At 33.6% G+C, this 17,634-nt stretch carries 14 protein-coding genes; 5 read left to right on the forward strand and 9 right to left on the reverse strand.

Translation table 11 applies throughout. From position 1 onward, the window contains the following. The 5 genes from ACFSTE_RS14135 to ACFSTE_RS14155 all read right to left on the reverse strand — a co-directional run. Positions 1 to 3,144, reverse strand: a 3,144-nt coding sequence (locus tag ACFSTE_RS14135; RefSeq protein WP_378298202.1) for a choice-of-anchor L domain-containing protein, incomplete at its 3' end; no start/stop codon positions are given. Between the two features lie 908 nt (positions 3,145 to 4,052). Continuing rightward, a complete protein-coding gene (locus ACFSTE_RS14140) occupies positions 4,053 to 4,727 on the reverse strand; it encodes a response regulator (protein WP_176029799.1) in 675 nt (224 codons plus the stop codon). A 70-nt stretch (positions 4,728 to 4,797) separates the two neighbouring features. Beyond that, entirely contained in the window at positions 4,798 to 6,828 is a 2,031-nt protein-coding gene (locus ACFSTE_RS14145) for a tetratricopeptide repeat-containing sensor histidine kinase (protein ID WP_378255483.1), read from the reverse strand. A 120-nt stretch (positions 6,829 to 6,948) separates the two neighbouring features. Continuing rightward, positions 6,949 to 7,113, reverse strand: a complete 165-nt coding sequence (locus ACFSTE_RS14150) for a hypothetical protein (RefSeq protein WP_378255485.1) — start codon at positions 7,111 to 7,113, stop codon at positions 6,949 to 6,951. Between the two features lie 415 nt (positions 7,114 to 7,528). Next, positions 7,529 to 8,266: a LytR/AlgR family response regulator transcription factor gene (locus tag ACFSTE_RS14155; RefSeq protein WP_176029796.1), complete on the reverse strand. Its 738-nt coding sequence runs from the start codon at positions 8,264 to 8,266 to the stop codon at positions 7,529 to 7,531. Positions 8,267 to 8,989: 723 nt separating this feature from the next. Between ACFSTE_RS14155 and ACFSTE_RS14160 the strand changes: the two genes are divergently transcribed. The 3 genes from ACFSTE_RS14160 (at position 8,990) to purB (ending at position 11,893) form a co-directional block, all read left to right on the forward strand. Continuing rightward, complete coding sequence (locus ACFSTE_RS14160; RefSeq protein WP_176029795.1) at positions 8,990 to 9,685, forward strand: SIR2 family NAD-dependent protein deacylase; 696 nt, start codon at positions 8,990 to 8,992, stop codon at positions 9,683 to 9,685. Positions 9,686 to 9,691: 6 nt separating this feature from the next. Continuing rightward, positions 9,692 to 10,246: an adenylosuccinate lyase gene (locus ACFSTE_RS14165; RefSeq protein WP_378255487.1), complete on the forward strand. Its 555-nt coding sequence runs from the start codon at positions 9,692 to 9,694 to the stop codon at positions 10,244 to 10,246. A gap of 303 nt (positions 10,247 to 10,549) precedes the next feature. Further along, positions 10,550 to 11,893, forward strand: coding sequence for an adenylosuccinate lyase (purB, locus tag ACFSTE_RS14170; RefSeq protein ID WP_176029793.1), 1,344 nt, complete (start codon positions 10,550 to 10,552; stop codon positions 11,891 to 11,893). Between the two features lie 385 nt (positions 11,894 to 12,278). Here the strand turns inward: purB and ACFSTE_RS14175 are convergent, their stop codons facing one another. The 4 genes from ACFSTE_RS14175 to ACFSTE_RS14190 form a co-directional block, all read right to left on the reverse strand. After that, the gene (locus ACFSTE_RS14175; RefSeq protein ID WP_378255489.1) at positions 12,279 to 12,818 is read right to left on the reverse strand and encodes a DUF4252 domain-containing protein; all 540 of its coding nucleotides are present in this window, start codon (positions 12,816 to 12,818) and stop codon (positions 12,279 to 12,281) included. A gap of 171 nt (positions 12,819 to 12,989) precedes the next feature. Next, positions 12,990 to 13,514: a DUF4252 domain-containing protein gene (locus ACFSTE_RS14180; protein ID WP_176029791.1), complete on the reverse strand. Its 525-nt coding sequence runs from the start codon at positions 13,512 to 13,514 to the stop codon at positions 12,990 to 12,992. 43 nt (positions 13,515 to 13,557) lie between these two features. Further along, complete coding sequence (locus ACFSTE_RS14185; protein WP_176029790.1) at positions 13,558 to 14,007, reverse strand: hypothetical protein; 450 nt, start codon at positions 14,005 to 14,007, stop codon at positions 13,558 to 13,560. After that, complete coding sequence (locus ACFSTE_RS14190) at positions 13,994 to 14,503, reverse strand: RNA polymerase sigma factor (protein WP_176029789.1); 510 nt, start codon at positions 14,501 to 14,503, stop codon at positions 13,994 to 13,996. Before ACFSTE_RS14190 ends, ACFSTE_RS14185 begins: the two co-directional genes overlap by 14 nt. A 139-nt stretch (positions 14,504 to 14,642) precedes the next feature. On the opposite strand from ACFSTE_RS14190, the gene ACFSTE_RS14195 reads away from it, so the two are divergent. Next, the gene (locus ACFSTE_RS14195) at positions 14,643 to 16,034 is read left to right on the forward strand and encodes a S41 family peptidase (RefSeq protein ID WP_378255492.1); all 1,392 of its coding nucleotides are present in this window, start codon (positions 14,643 to 14,645) and stop codon (positions 16,032 to 16,034) included. 57 nt (positions 16,035 to 16,091) lie between these two features. Further along, positions 16,092 to 17,564, forward strand: a complete 1,473-nt coding sequence (locus ACFSTE_RS14200; RefSeq protein WP_378255494.1) for a S41 family peptidase — start codon at positions 16,092 to 16,094, stop codon at positions 17,562 to 17,564. The last annotated feature ends 70 nt before the right edge of the window (positions 17,565 to 17,634 follow it).

Raw genomic sequence — 17,634 nt, forward strand, 5'->3', positions numbered from 1 at the left:
GCTATCATCAATACCATCACCATCGGTATCCGTACCACTTGGGGCAACATAACCAACCGTTGGTTGTCCTTCTATATTATCTACAATACCATCACCATCACTATCAATATCCTGATAATCCAGACCTCCTGTACCATCGGTATTGGGTAACGGTAGCATCGTTCCGCCATCTCCTGTACCCGCAACCGTATTATCATCTGTATCCACACTATCAGCAAATCCATCACCATCAACATCTGCCATAGAGGTTGGATCTCCCGGGGTTGGATAATCTATCTCTCCATCACCATCAGTATCTACTCCTCCAGCTTCACTGATATCTGTTAGCCCATCATTATCACTATCTAAATCCAGGCTATCTACAATACCATCATTATCGCTATCAGGATTTAACAACGCTGTACCACTAGTTACTTCTCCAGCGCCACTACCACTGTCAATTGTATCTACACTATCTTCTAATCCATCTCCATCTGCATCCGTCATAGACGTTGGATCCCCTGGAGTCGGGTAATCAATCGCTCCATCACCATCGGTATCAATTCCACCTGCTTCGATTATATCTGCTATCCCATCATTATCACTATCTAAATCTAAATAGTCTGGCTTTCCATCATTATCACTATCTCTTGACACACATGTTTGTAAAGCGAACTCTATCAAATCCCCTCCAAATCCTTCTATACCTACTCCTTTCCAATTAAAGGTTACAGAAGTAAATGTCCCGTTAATTCTAACAGAACCAGAGGCTGTTCCTTCTGTCATTCCTGCCAAAGTTTCCGGAGAATTACTCGTCATAACTACATTAGGTGCTCTCTGAATCGTTGTTCCTCCTAATACCTGAAAATCATCCGAACCACTTAATCTAGATAATGTGACTCCCGACGTTACCATCGTTAATTGTAATGAATTCGATAAAGAAAGACTTCCTGAACTACCATTTCCTCCTAATTTATCTATATGAAAAGTAGGATCTGTCACTGGCTCACTAAAAGTAAATGTTAGGGTTCCCGATCCCTGGTCATCCGATGGTAAATCTATATCTGCCCCTGAATCCGGAGTACTATCCCAATTCACATCATATATTAATGAAGGAGCTGAAGCCAGATTAGGTGTCCAAAAATTTGTTGTATTAAATGTATTATCACTAAAAGGTAAAGAATTTGCCGGGGCTGTAAAAGTAGAAGTAGTTGTCACAGTTACTCCTGCCGCATTACTGGAAAATGTAGTTCCTGACCCTGTCCAGGTTCCTGTAGAGGTTAGCGTACAAATCCCTTCATCTATATCGGATACTCCATCATTATCTGAATCTAAATCACAGCCATCAGGAACTCCGTCACCATCTGCATCAGCAGTATCACTAAACCCGGTACATACATCATTTCCATTTATTACACCATCTCCATCATCATCACAGGTGGTAGAAGTCACTGCATTATTAGTACTACTTACGTCTGCTTGTCCACCTGAAACTGCCGTGGGAACACCATTAGCATCTACTCCTCCTGTAATTCTACCGTTTGCATCTAAACTTGCTAATGTAAGACCTCCATTATCTCCTTCTAAAGCATCTGCACAACTGTCATTATCTGAGTCATTATCTAAATAATCCGGAATAGAGTCTCCATCCGTATCAGGACAAAATATCTCATTCGCAGCAAATCTAAATCCTTCTAATCCTGCGCCACCCTCTGCATTTATTGTAAATTGTGTTGCTCCTACTGGAAATACTACATACCATTGTAATACATTATTATTAAAGACTCCATTTTGAACAAAATTGCCTCCGTTTGAAATAGACTGTTCTCCTCCTACAATTTGATTCCCCGCAGGATCATAAACCCTAGCATCTCCAATACCTCCTAACCAGGAAATCGTATATGTACCAAACCTAGAACCAAAACTCGCATTAAAATCCGGTGATGTTTTATCTACAAATCCATATAATATTAATTCTATATCTGCTCCTACAGGAAGTGAACTTATTTGAAATGTAGTACTTAAATCCCAAGGATTAGATCCCGTATGAACATAGTATAACTCATTATTATCCGAAAGTCCGGAAGAAACTAAACTCCCTCCTGAATTGGATATGGTCCAATTTGCAGTTCCTCCAGAATTAGACAGTACAAAAGTCCCATTAGTTGAGCTCGCCACTGTAAAATTAGATGAACTTGATTGACACTCTGTACTATCTAATATCCCATCATTATCATCATCTAAATCTACCGCATCTGACAATCCATCTAAATCAGAATCTCCCAAACCAGAAATCTGACTCACAAATACTCCAGAATCTAACGAAGGATCTCCAGTATCAGCAATTGCTATAGCAAATCTATACGTATTACCCGGTGTTAATCCGGATAAATTCCCTGTTATCCTTCCTGTCAAACCATTATATTCTGTAGTTATTACAAATGGTCCTGGATTTGTGTTACAAGCACCTGTCGTAGTATGTCCGTTATTGATGTATATAGCACTGTTGGTTAAATCCTCTGTAGTTGGATCATCAAAACATCCGACAAATCCTGCATTAATTGTATTTACAGCTACAGGGCTGGATGTCCCAGGAACTAACGCAATATTTTGAGTTCCTGTTATTCCGGGTCCGGAAACGAAAAAACCAAAGATATCATTAAATCTACTTCCTACATAATCCGGGTATTCATCCGATCCAAATTGATATTCTACCACCAACTCTCTAATATTGGGATCTAGCGTAACATCAAATTCATATACCACCACATCATTATTAGCTGTAGGATCTATAGCAGTTATCGGAGGATATGAAAAAGTAGCTCCTCCTGCAGGTCCTTCAGTTACCTGTATTTGATTATTTGTTGTAAATGCTTCTGTAACTGTACCTGTAGTAAAAGCAATTCCGCTATCCAGAGATAGGTTTGCTCCTCCAAGTCCATTAGAAAACAGCCCTATCTGCGAAGCTCTTATTCCTGAAACCAAGAGAGGATTACTTAATGTAACACCTTCTCCTTCTAACTCTGCAAAAATCTGAGCGTCCGTAGGACCTGTTGTCAATGTTGCTTGCGAAAAACTGACAAAAGGAAACAGAAGTAGTAAAAAAGAAAATAATAAATAGTTTTTGTGGGTATGCTTAATCAAATTAGGAGTAATTATATCCATAAGCGTTAATATATTTTGGCTGGTTGAGAATCATTTATGAAGCATTCGCCTCATCTTATTTAGAAACTTAAAGGTATTAAATCTACATTAAAATAATCGTTAAAAAACAAAAAACATCGTTAAAAAGACGTTTTTATTCTGAATACGTGTAAAAAACAACATCGAATGCTTTTCTTCAAAACTCCTCACTTAAACATTTTTATTATTCAATTCACTTAAACAAGAGTATTATTTCTCTTATTTAGTATTAGAATTCTATACATCTTATTTAACTTCACTATCAAATTTATTAATAAAATTTTAACATTTATTACGTCTAAACCACCATATTTATACTGTTAAAAACCAAGATATTAACCTTATCTTTTATCTTATATAGATTAAACATTTTCTTATGTATCTAAAGACAGGAGCTGTCTCAGGTATTTTCAAAACCTTCTCTTTTTTAATAAAAACTGAATTTCATTCTTAATTTTTCTTATTTATTTTATCACTCATTTCTTTATCACATAGCATTAATCCATACAACTACTATGGAAAACATATACTTTTTAATGTTTCACAACTATTTTTACCCGTTAACAAACAATTTCAAACAAAAAAGCACTACGATATAGCCTGTACATCGTAGTGCTTCCTGAAGGAATCTCCTTTATTTATAAAAAAGTATCTGTTGTTATCTACTCGATAATCGAAATGTTGTACTCAGTGCTTGGACCTGAAATTAATGTTCATTTCCCAAACTATCTCATATTATTACTTAATTAGGAAAGGTAGTTTAGTTATTATAACTAGAAAAGTTGTTAGCTATAAAAATATGTAATCAAAATTAAACTTAAGCGCTATTCATTAAATAAACGTCTTATTCAATTTAGGATATCTACATATAAAAACAGATCTTCATATTGTTATACAAATCCTCTTCTTCTTGCTTCTTCCAGTAGTTTTTGGTCATCTGCTTTTGCAATAGAAAACATTTCTTTTATCTGATTCTTTCTTTTTTCTATAGCACTAAGTGACAAACTCACATAGTTAGGAAGGTTTTTAGTTTTTACACCTCTGGAAAGATGATATAGTATTTTTAAATTCTTTTCATCCAAAGAAAAATTATTGGTCATCATTTTTCTAAAGTGACTATTCACTGTAGCACTATAATATGGTGTCCCGACCACTATATTATTAAATGCTAATAGCAATTCACTGGAAGTAAGGTCACTCTTAATCAAAAATCCTGAAGGATTAATACTCTTCAAAATGTTATGAATTCGATGATCTTCTCTATGCATCGTAAGGATGATAATCTTAGCTTTGGGCAGTAATTGCTTAGCATGCTTAGCCAGATCTTCTCCGGATGTAATAGATCCATCAGAGGAAGGTGGTAATTTTATATCTACAAACAACATATCATATGGTGCCGCAGATTTAGAAGACTTTACTATTTTATCGTATGCATCATCACAATTAGAAGCGATATCTATTTTAATATTATACTCTTTTTGATTCTCTCCTAATAAGGTGTTCTTATATCCCTCAATAATCATCGGGTGATCATCAATCATAAGAACTTTTAGCTTTTTTTTCATGTTTTACTAATTTCGGGTTTTAAAAGTCATATATCTATTCAGTGACATACCACTTTGGTTTTAAGATTTATTAATATGACGGAATACTAATCAAAACAGATGTTCCTCCTCCTTTATTACTCATAAAATCTACCATTCCGCTCATTTGACGAACTCTGGAAGTTATATTTTTTAATCCTATACCTTTTTTGACTTTGTTACTATTAAATCCAATTCCATCATCTAAAATAGTAAGATTTATTTTATCTTCCGAATAATCAAAACTAATTTTTATCTTTTGAGCCTGAGCGTGTTTAAAAATATTTTGTAGGGATTCCTGCAAAATCCGGTAGATATTTACTTTTTTATGATTATTAACGACATCCCAATCGATGTTCTCATCATTCTCGAATTCGAATTCCATACTATGAGCTTCGCAGAGATCACTAATTAAGCTTTCTACTACATCTGCATAAGCAACATCCGGAGAAATTGAATCTGTTCCCAGATCATGTGAGATCAGTCGAATTTCTTTTTCTATGGATTTTAGCTCTTCTATATATTTATTCCGCGCATCGGTAAAACCATCATTCGCTCGTTGATTAATTCCATCGAGGCTTAATCGTACCCCAAACAATCTTCCTAATACTCCATCATGCAGTTCTTCTGACATTCGCTGTTGTTCTAACTGTCTTCCTTCTTCTAATTTGATCTGCTGATTTAGCAGCAATCGATAAATCTCCTGATTTGATTCTTGCTGCCGCTGTGCAAATAACAGTTCTTTATTACTCTGCTTTTGTCTAAAAATGATATACCCTAATATAAACAAGGCTGATAAGCCTAATACTGCCACTATTAACCGATCGTTTTCTTTAGTGATTTGCTGGTTTTCCTCTTTGATCTGATCAGTTTCATACTCAATCCGGGCAAATTTATCCCGATACAAACGCTCCTCTCGCTGTAAACTATCACTGAGTTTAATATAAGCATGAGCATATTGAACACCTTCATCACTAGGAACTATCTCTGACAATATCTGATAGGATTTTAACAATTCTTCGTTATTATCAATTTCCAGCGAAATATCTTTGGCTTTAGTCGCAAATTGAATAGCTAGACTATCATTACTCATGGACTTATAATATTCTGATAAATGAAGTGAATTTGTAACTATTCCTCTTTTATATGAAACACTATCTCTTATCTTCAATGCTTTATAAAACAAATGGGGAATACTATCTAGATCATTTGATAAAAAATCTGCATATGCTAAATTATCTAAAACTCTTGCATAACTTTCTGGTCTATCTTTCAAGTAATTTTTGTATGACAATACCAATTTATAATATTCTTTTGCTTTTAAATAATTTTTTTGAGACATATAAACAAAACCAATGTTATTAAACGAAGTTACTGCTTGTGACTCACTATTTTTAGTATTTTTAGCATACTCAATAGCTTTTAAATGATACTCTATAGCCTTTTCGTAATTTTGAAAATATGTAGCTATTATCCCAAGATTGTTATATGCTATTGGCATATAACGATGCTTTTCTGATTTCTCAAAATTCCGTATTGCTTTTATTGTTAAAGTCTCACTTTTAGTATAATTTTTTGTTTTTTTTAGAATTAAAGCCATACTAATCAATACCTTTCCTTGTTCATATGGGTATCTCTTCAATCTTTCGTAAACTTTATTCGACTTAGAAAAATAACTATAAGCTGTGTCCAATTCTTTTATCTGGTAGTGAATTCCTAAATTCATATTGGCTTTAGCCATTCCAAAAGAATCTTTGATCTTCGTTGCTAACTTAAGCATCCTAATATTTAAATCTTTACGCTTTTCTGGTTCATCGAATGTCGTAAAAAGAGAGGATAATTGTGTCATCTTTTCTCTTTTGAATAAATTATCGTCTAAGGTTGTATAAAAGGTATACGCTTTATTTAAGTTTTCTCTTCGATCTTCTATGGTTTTACTTTTGTCTTTGGCATTAGCTATATAAGTCTCTATAATGTTAGATTGCAGGTCTTCTTTCGGAATCTTACTTTTTTGATCCTTACACGAGAAAAGTAAAATACATAAGACAGATAAGGTGTAATAATTATTTAATACGTTGGTCATTTTATACATATCACATGTTAAAACCTAAAATTAATAAAAAGATACTAATCTCCCTATAATAGCAAAAAAAAAGAGCCATAAAATAGCTCTCTTTAGATATATTAAAATTATAAAGTTATATTAATCTTCATCATCTCTAACATGATCTGTACTAGTCTCATCTCCTGTCATCATTTGATTATCTTCCAATTCTACTGATACTTCTTCATTTATTGTTTCTGCTTCACAAGCGATAAAAAAAGTACTGATAAATAAAGCTACGAATAAAGTTTTAAAAGTTTTCATAATGTTTTTCTGTTTAGTGTTTGACAATATATTTTTTGACCTGTTATCAGCATTCTTGCGACCAAGAAATACCGAGCTATTTTTAGTACATAAAAAGTAGAACCTAGTTGCGCAACTAATCAATTGATATGTTCTATATGTTTTATACTCTTTTATTAACTCACTCATTATCTTATGAGTACACTACAAATGTAGGTGGTTTGTTTCTTATTTTCTAATGTATAAGAATGCCTTTAGTAGCTGAATAGGAATCAGAAGTAGATGGGGTACTTATAAGGGTAACTGTTCTATTTTTGCAAAAACCACTTGTAAGAAATTAATTACTAACGAAATTATAACAAAAAATAGACTTTATACAAAAAAAATACGAAATAAACATTTTTTTGTCATAATTTTCACATATCTCTTATCAAATTTATACGTTCATATAGCTTCTTTTAGCCAAATTATTCTTTATTTCCTCCACATTATTTTTATATGATTTAGAAAAAGGAATCATGCATGTGCTATTCTTGATAGCAAATTTAGCCTTGCCAAAATGAATTCGGGACACGTAATTCGTATTGATAATATAGCTGTTATGTATTCTTACGAAATGATCCGGTAACAGGTTCTGAAAATGCTTTAATGTCTTAAATGCTTCTACTTTATTACCGTTGTTCATGATAAAATCTGTAGTGTTGTTATCGGCTTTGAGATATAATACCTCATCGACGTCTATAAAGCGATAATCACCATAGGACCGAAAGCATAATGTATTCGCTCCTTCTTCTACAAACTCTTTTTCAAACCGGCATAAAGCTCTGGTAAGTTGGCTTTTTCTAAGGGGTTTCAGAATATAATCCATCACACTATTACGGATTCCTTCTATAGCGTATTCTTCTGTTTTGGTAACGATAACAAACTCAGGCAACCAAGTCATGTATTTCATTAACTCATTCACGATAGAATATCGTGTCTTATCACTATTAATACCCGGAGTATCAGGCTCTAAAAAAATCAACCTGGGTTTTCGTTCCAATATCAGATCAATTGCTTCTTCTTCTGATTTTGCTACTCCTGTACATATATAATCACTATGCTCCTCCAAAGCTATCTGAATGGCATTAATGGTCTGCTGATCATTATCTATTATTATATACGGATATTTCATAGGTAAAGAATTTTAAAGATTACTACTATTTTATGATTTCGTATTGCTGATTACAATAGAACAATTACAAGGTAGGATATTCGCTTCTTTTTTTGTTACGGTAAAACCTCAATATATATACGTATACATACTATAAAATCTATAATGCTCAGGTTTTTAATCCCAGAAAAGTGTTTATAATCGAAATAGTGCTCATAGCTCTCTCAAAACCAGCATATATAACTTACCATATATTACTTGTGTAAAACGTTCTTAAAACTCCCCTAAACACCTCTAAAAACTTTAACAAATAAACTTTATTTATGTTAAAATATTAACACAATAACTATTAATTATACAGTATTTATTTTCCTACACGGCACTCAGCGCATGTCTTTTTCCTACAAACTCCGTTTTAACACTTATATGGGCGGTATCGGTAATTATTTTTGCACTAAAAAAAATAATATACAACTATCAACAAGAGTATTCTTCTTAGTCTTTCTTTATCAGCGAATACCAGACAAAACATCCTATCTGAGTTTATTAGATTTTCGACACTTCTTCGTTTCTAAGAAATTAAGTGTTCTTTTATTTAACCACTAATCGTATTAAATATTTCTGGTGTTTTTATTAATTTCGAAACAAACTTCGGGTTCATTCCTGAAATAAAGATATATTATCTCGAGACAGATAATCATCTATGAATAACTCATTCAATGAGTACTTAAAAACAATGATACAATGACACAACAAAAAAGAATAGTTGTTCTCAGTGGAGCTGGTATTAGTGCAGAAAGTGGCATCAGTACTTTCAGAGATGCTAATGGTCTATGGGAAGGTCATGATATTATGGAGGTAGCTTCTCCTATAGGCTGGAAAAACAATCCGGAATTGGTATTGGATTTTTACAATAAAAGAAGAAGGCAACTACAAACTGTTGTTCCTAATTTAGCACATAAAGCGCTAGTTAATCTGGAGGAAGTTTATCAAGTGTCTATTATTACCCAGAATGTCGATGATCTTCATGAACGTGCTGGTAGTAGTGACATCATCCATCTTCACGGAGAATTACTCAAAGTACGTAGTCAATATGATGAAGCATTGGTATTAGACTGGACTTCTGATCTGGTAATGGGAGATCTATGTGAGTACCAGTCTCAATTACGTCCTCATATTGTATGGTTTGGAGAAGAAGTTCCCATGTTAGAAAAAGCAATCAAAATTACGAGTAAAGCTGATATTCTTATCATTGTCGGAACGTCTATGCAGGTATATCCTGCTGCTGGTCTTCTGGAATATGCCCCATCCCAAACTCCTATTTATTTTATAGATCCCAAACCTGCAATTTCTTCTACAAATCGGATCACTGTCTATGAAGAAAATGCTTCTACCGGTGTTCCTAAATTGGTTCAAAAATTACTAACCGATACATTATAATAGTCAATGCTCGAAGAATTCTTAACCACTATTGATCACTCTCGGGCTAAAAGGTTAGCGTTTGCACAATTTATAATTGCACACCCTCACCGTATTCCTGAGTTATTGGATTTCTGTGCCAGAACAGATGCAGAAATATCATACAGAGCATGTTGGGGGCTAGAATTTATGTGTAAGGAACATCTTCATTATCTGTATCCGCATTTGGACAGCTTTATTACTATTGCACCAACAGTATATCAACCCCCTGCTGTACGACCTGTTGCTAAAATATGTGAATATCTGACCATATCTTTTTATCAGAAAAAAGAACCTGACATCCAACACCAATTAACACCATCACATCGCAATGCCCTGACAGAAATATGTTTTGACTGGTTTATCAGTGACCAGAAAGTCGCTGTAAAGGCATATACTATGACCTCTTTATATTGGTTAGGAACAGAATTTTCCTGGATTCATCCCGAATTAAAAAAAATCATGGAGCAGGAATATTCTACCGGAAGTGCTGCTTATAAAGCCCGAGCCCGACAAATACTCTCTAAATTATCCCGAAAATAACAGATGTAACAGTATGTAATCAACCCCCTCATATAATCCACTAGGCATTCATAAAAAACTACTAAATAATATTTTATCTCTAGTAGCAGAGTATTTACATCCTAATTTATTGAGAAGTTATCCCAGGAACTCTCAGTGTATTCCTAATCTCTTCTATTAGGTAATCTCCTTTATCAAAAAGAAAAGCTCAAGTAGCTGGAATTGATTCTACGAATTTGCCTTAAAGTAGTTTACATAATTCATATGAAAACTATTAACTACAAATATTATACATTATCTTTGCAGCTTTAAAAAATTAAACATATGTCTTTATTGCCTTTGCAAGCCATCTCTCCTATTGATGGTCGCTACGCTTCCAAAACAAAATCTCTTAGTGCCTATTTTAGTGAAGAAGCACTGATCAGATACCGAGTATTAGTAGAAATTGAGTATTTCATTGCCCTATGCGAACTTCCATTACCACAGTTACAGGATATTGACACGGCTTTGTTTTCTCAATTAAGAGAAATATACACTTCTTTTTCTACGGAAGATGCTCTAGCAATAAAGAATATTGAAGCTGTAACCAATCATGATGTAAAGGCTGTAGAATATTTCATAAAAGAAAAATTCGATGCATTAGGTTTAGAAAAATATAAAGAGTTTATCCACTTCGGGCTGACTTCTCAGGATATTAACAATACGGCAATTCCATTGAGTATTAAAGAAGCAATGGGAAATGCTTATATCCCTCTTTTTCTGGAATTATTGGAAAAACTTAAATCCTTAGTTACAGAATGGAAAGATGTACCTATGCTGGCACGTACACATGGGCAACCTGCTTCTCCTACCAGGTTAGGAAAAGAATTTGATGTCTATGTTACAAGATTGGAAGCTCAGTTTGATTTAATGAAAGATATTCCTAGTGCTGCTAAGTTCGGAGGAGCTACAGGAAATTACAATGCTCACAAAGTAGCTTATCCATCTATAGACTGGAAATCATTTGGTACTGATTTTGTTCAGGAAAAGTTAGGATTACACCATTCTTTCCCTACAACGCAGATTGAGCACTATGATCATATGGCTGCTTTATTTGATGGTCTTAAGCGTATCAATACCATCATATTAGACCTAGATAGAGATATATGGACCTATATTTCTATGGACTATTTCAAACAAAAAATTAAAAAAGGAGAGGTTGGATCTTCTGCAATGCCACATAAGGTAAATCCTATTGATTTTGAAAACAGTGAAGGTAATCTGGGGATTGCTAATGCCATCTTCGAACATTTATCTGCAAAATTACCTGTTAGCAGATTACAACGCGATCTTACTGACAGTACAGTATTGAGAAATGTCGGAGTTCCTTTTGGTCATACACTTATCGCTTTTCAGGCAACATTAAAAGGACTAAACAAGCTGTTATTGAATGAAAGTAAGTTTGCAGAAGATCTGGAACAAAATTGGGCAGTTGCTGCTGAGGCTATTCAGACTATTCTTCGTAGAGAAGCATATCCTAATCCTTATGAAGCTCTAAAAGGTCTTACCAGAACAAACGAAGCCATCACAAAAGAATCCATTGCCAATTTTATAGACTCTCTGGATGTATCTGATGCTATCAAAACAGAATTAAAAGACATTTCTCCTGCTAATTACACAGGAATCTAACAAGGTTAAGAATATACTTATTATATTTAATACATGAACAATAGAGCGATGTTTATCCTTTCTGCTATGATTTGCGCAGGGTTCATTTGTTGTGCGCTGATGGATATCTTAGATCATATCCTCCCTAAACTAATTTTAGGGAGCTTATTTTTGTTTTTTCTTCTAAATTTATTCTATGTAAACCTGAAAAAACGATAAAACTTTTTTTAGAAATATCGCATCCTTATAAGTACATCTATATAAGCGTATCTTAAGAAACTGATAATAAAAAACCAGGTGATTTTAATTAAAACCACCTGGTTTTTTATTTTTCCTTTTCAAAGTACTCGAGTACGTTTTGAATGATAATTGAAGTAAAGAACTTCTTGTATTCTGTATGTCTTGATTACATCTCCAGCATTCCACCTATTTTCTTAATTCCTGATAGGTCAATTTTTCCTTCTTTCAGACTATTTCCTAACTTAGCAATTTTAGTAGGTTGCATCTTATCTCCTAATACCCTAAAAATAGCCAGCCCTTTCTCTTTTCCTTCTGCAAATATAATTACCTCATCTATTGCCTCTTCTGTTCCCAAATACTTAAACACGACACTTCCTCGTTCATCATTAATCTTCATTAATGTCTCGTATTTCTCAGATTGGAAAATCTTATTAATTGTAGCAACTTCTTTATTAAACCTCGGTTGATCTATATTCTTTACTGGTAATGCCAAAATATTTATCTTTCTGATGCTTTCCAGAGCTTCTTTCTCTTCTGCTGTATAATTAACCTTATCATTATTAAGAATACTTCCTGAGATATCTAATGATATAAAGTCTTTATCTTCTTGATGGTCTACAAAGTATTTTTGCAACGAAGGTTCACTATTACAACTTACCATCAGCAATGCACATAGTATGCTTGCTATTCTAATTATATAATTCATATTTCTTTTTTTGATTGATTCGTATTTATTTATACTCAGACTTCTTAATGGCGTATCAAGAAGCCTGAGTCGCATAACAAAATTATATGTAATCGCTCTTAAATGTTTTAATAGCTATAGTAACGAAGAATGAATACTTTTTTTGTTATACTATAATTCTATGCTAAGTGCTTAGCTTTTTTTTACTTTTTTCAGTTCTTTTCCTCCAGGGATATTAAGGTCATCTGCTAATTTAGAAACTTGTTTCAAATCGATATTTCCTTTTATTCTCAAAACAATTGTTTTTGGACCATCGTCTTCCACACCTTCTAAAAACATAAACAGTTCGCTTACATAATCATCATTTTTCCCTGGCTTGGAATAAAAGCGAATATTTTTCCCTTCACTATTCACTCTCATTAACTCGTCTAAAGTAGCACTTTTTAGATATTGTTCCACATCTGCTTTCATTTTTTTTCCAATATCTTCTTTTTCTGTAGCAAACACTTTAATATTCTCGATATTCTCTACCAAATCAATATATTGTTGTGTTTCTGCATCTTTACTATCAAAATCTATCTTGCTTAATAATTTGAATATTTTACTGGTCATCACCATGGATGATACCCCGTTCATATTCTCATATTTATCGAAATTACTCTGTGCACTTGCTAATATTGGCAATGCTAAGAAAGCTACTATTATTAATCTTTTCATACTCTTTTTTTTATTCTTATTCTTAAATAAGATGTTTCGTTATTTACTTTATTAATTTGTTTCTGGTGTTCTCAAATTCTTTGAGGTACACCAAATCTCTTTTGCCCTCATTCATATATTGAGAAACCAAACTGAGGACTTCTTTGGTCTTTTGCAAGGCTACTTCCGGATCCTCGAAAGTATCCACATCTACCTCATTAACTACAGGCTTATTAATGTCTGTTATAAAAATACCTGCTATTAACGCTATTGATGCTGCTACCCCACCCCATTTATACCATGTGGTACGATGTGATGTTCCTGGCAATCTAATTCCTGATGGAGCTACAACAGCCCGTTGATCAGAAAAAAATTGAAACATACTCTTATATTTTTCGAGATGAGACGGCACATTATCTCCGGTAAAATAAACCTTTAATTCTTTTTCTTCAGAAATGGTCGTTTCTCCTTCAAAATATTTTTCGAGTAATTTTTCGATTTTAGATAACTCCATAATTATGTGTATTTACTAATCTTTGTTGTATTGTTTTTCTTCCTCTTGATAATGCTACTCTAACAGCTGTTTCTTTCATATCCAACATCTCTGCTATTTCTGCATTATTATATTGTTCTATATCGCGTAATTGTACGATCAACCGTTGTTGTTCCGGGAGGCTATCCATAATTTTACCTACCCAATCCAAACTGTCTCTTGCTTCAACCTGACGGTGTAAAGACGCACTTTCATCTTTATAATTACTATGGACAATCTTTAGATTATCACTTGATTTTGCTTTTAACTTATCATAGCAATAGTTTTTAGTCATAGTGACAGCAAATGCTTCTACATTTTTATATTTTTCCATTTGCTTTTTATTCTTCCACAGTTTTAGTAACACCTCTTGCGTAGCATCTTCGGCTTCCTCATTACTTACTAAGAGTCGTTTGGCCAACCTATAGAGCTTATCCTTAAACCCATTCGTTAATGCTATAAATGTCTTTTCTTTCATTTTTTGATTGATTGATATAAAACCTCTTTCGTTAGCTTTATACTTTGGAGACGACTATACTCCTAATTTGTTACAATGTTTTCATAATTTATAATAAAGTCGTTACTTTTAGCTTTATAATATTAATAATAAGGTACGAATGAAAAATCTGAAATACATTGCATTACTCACTATTTTATGCATTACTACTCATAGTTGCTTCAAAGATAATGATGACGTACCACAATCAGCGAGTACTGTAGAGATTAATAATTTTATCTGGAGAGGAATGAATTATTTTTATTTATATAAAGCTAATGTTCCTGATCTGGCAGATAACAGATTTGATTCTACCCAAGAGTTCCAGGAATTTCTGACCAGTAAAGAAACTCCAGAAGATTTCTTCGACGGGCTTCTTTCCTCCGTGGATGAATTTAGTTTTTTAGTCGATGATTATATTGCACTGGAACAAGCCTTTGATGGTATTTCTAAAAATAATGGAATGGAATTTGGTCTCGTAAGATACCCGGATACTCCCAGCAACCTTTTTGGGTATGTTCGCTATGTACTTCCGGATACTGATGCTAAAAACAAAGGAATTACCAGAGGAATGATATTTAATACGATCGACGGGGAACAATTAACCGAAAATAATTATAAAAAGCTGCTGGATCCAGATACATATACTATTGGCTTAGCAACTTATACTGATGATGTAATCACTCCTACAAATGAAACAGTTAGTTTATCCAAATCTCAATATCAGGAAAACCCAATTTTTATTGCCAAAACAATAACTGTAACCGGAAAAAAGATAGGCTACCTAATGTATAATTCATTTACCGGAGATTTTGACAATCAGTTAAACAATGTCTTTAATGGTTTTAAATCCGAAGGAATTACAGACCTCGTTCTGGATCTGAGATATAACGGTGGAGGTTCTGTTACTTCGGCCATTGATTTATCCAGTATGATCACGGGACAATTTAACGGAAAAGTTTTTAGTACCGAAGAATGGAACAGTGATCGACAAGATCAATTCGGAGGGACCAATCTTTTTGACAATACTACCAGAAGTGGACAACCTATTAACTCTTTGCAATTAAATACCGTATACATTCTCACCACCCGAAGCTCTGCCTCTGCCAGTGAGCTTGTTATAAATGGTCTAAACCCATACATAAATGTTATTACCATAGGAAGTAGTACACGAGGAAAGTTTCAGGCTTCTATTACATTATACGATGCTCCTAACTTCTCCAGATCTGAAGCCAGCCCTTCTCATACCTATGCAATTCAGCCATTAGTATTAAAATCTATAAACGCCGCAGGCTTCACTGATTATTTTGATGGCTTTACTCCCACTATTGAGGTTAAAGAAAATTTTAGTAATTTAGGTAAACTGGGGGATGAGAATGAACCACTGCTTCAAGCGGCTATAAATCATATAACCGGGAAAAGAAAATTTCAGAAAAACATATATACTATACCAGAAATTATTGGCGATAGCAAAATGTTTTCCCCAAATTATCAAAGAATGTACAAAGATTAAAAATAAAATTCTATTTTACCCCTGATATAATGAATGTGTGAATTAAAACAAACTAATATGAAAAAGAAAACAAAATTTAACTTACTACTACTACTGTTGTCTTTTAATGCCTTATTGATTTCGTGTTCTGGAGATGATGACAACACTACTCCAAATACAGATAATGAAGTTAACAATCCCCATCAAAATATTCACCGTTTTATATGGAACGGAATGAATCAGGTATATTTATATAAAGAAAATGTAGCTGACTTAGCCAATAATCGTTTTAGTTCTGTAAATGATCAAAATAAATATTTTAGTACGTTTGCTACTCCTGAAGCTCTTTATGAAAAATTAAAATCTACGACCCCTAAAGACCGCTTTAGTTTTCTTACTGATGACTATATCAAGTTAGAGCAAAACTTTAGTGGAGTTTCTAAAAGTAACGGAATGGATTTTGGGTTAATTCGCGCCGCTGCAAATTCTAATGATGTGATTGGATATGTGAGATATATTTTACCTGGAACAGATGCCGAAAACAAAGGCATAAAAAGAGGAGATATTTTTGCTACAATTGATGGTGAAAAACTAACCGTTAATTCGAATTTTGGAGAAATTTTCGGGCGAGACTCATATACTGTAGGATTTGTATCCCACGGTGATCTAACTCCTACCAAATCAGTAGCTCTCACCCAGGTAGAATATGCAGAAAACCCAGTTTATATTGCTAAAACTATTGATTATAACGGGCAAAAAATCGGATATTTAATGTACAATGGTTTTACAGGAGATTATGATGAACAATTAAATGATGCTTTTGGTCAGTTCAAGACTGATGGTATTACGGATTTAGTCTTAGATTTCAGATATAATGGAGGTGGATCAGTACGAACAGCAATTGACCTATCTGCTATGATTACAGGTCAGTTCAAAGGAGAAGTTTTCTCTAAAGAAATATGGAATAGTGAATTAACCGCACATTTTCAATCAACGAATCCAGAAAGGTTGATCAACAGATTTCAGGATACTACCAGAAACGGTACACTTCTAAACTCTTTAAATCTAAGTAAGTTATACGTTCTGGCTACAGACAGAACTGCTTCAGCCAGTGAACTAGTAATGAACGGACTAGAACCCTATATCGATATCATTCATATCGGAGAAAATACAACCGGAAAACATCAGGCCTCCATTACACTTTATGATTCTCCTAATTTTGGAAGAGAAGGTGCTAGTAAAGATCATACGTATGCAATCCAGCCATTGGTTTTAAAATCAGCTAATAAAAATGGAGTTACAGATTATGATAACGGGCTTACTCCTGATTTTGAATTTTCGGAGAGCCTAGCTAATTTAGGAATTTTAGGAGACGTTAATGAGCCTTTCTTAAAAAGTGCATTAGATCATATCACTAATGGTACTGTCCCTGCGAACTCTGCTAAACAAAACGCAATACATTTCTCTACAATTGGAGAAACTAAAATGTTTACCTCTTCTTATCAGAGAATGTACAAAGAAGATGTTGACCTTAATTTTATCAATGAATAAAATAAAACGTCATACACCATTATAGAAAAAGCCTGCAATTGCAGGCTTTTTCTATAATAACTCTTACGTC

Source organism: Aquimarina hainanensis (assembly GCF_042684685.1).
Lineage (GTDB): Bacteria > Bacteroidota > Bacteroidia > Flavobacteriales > Flavobacteriaceae > Aquimarina > Aquimarina hainanensis.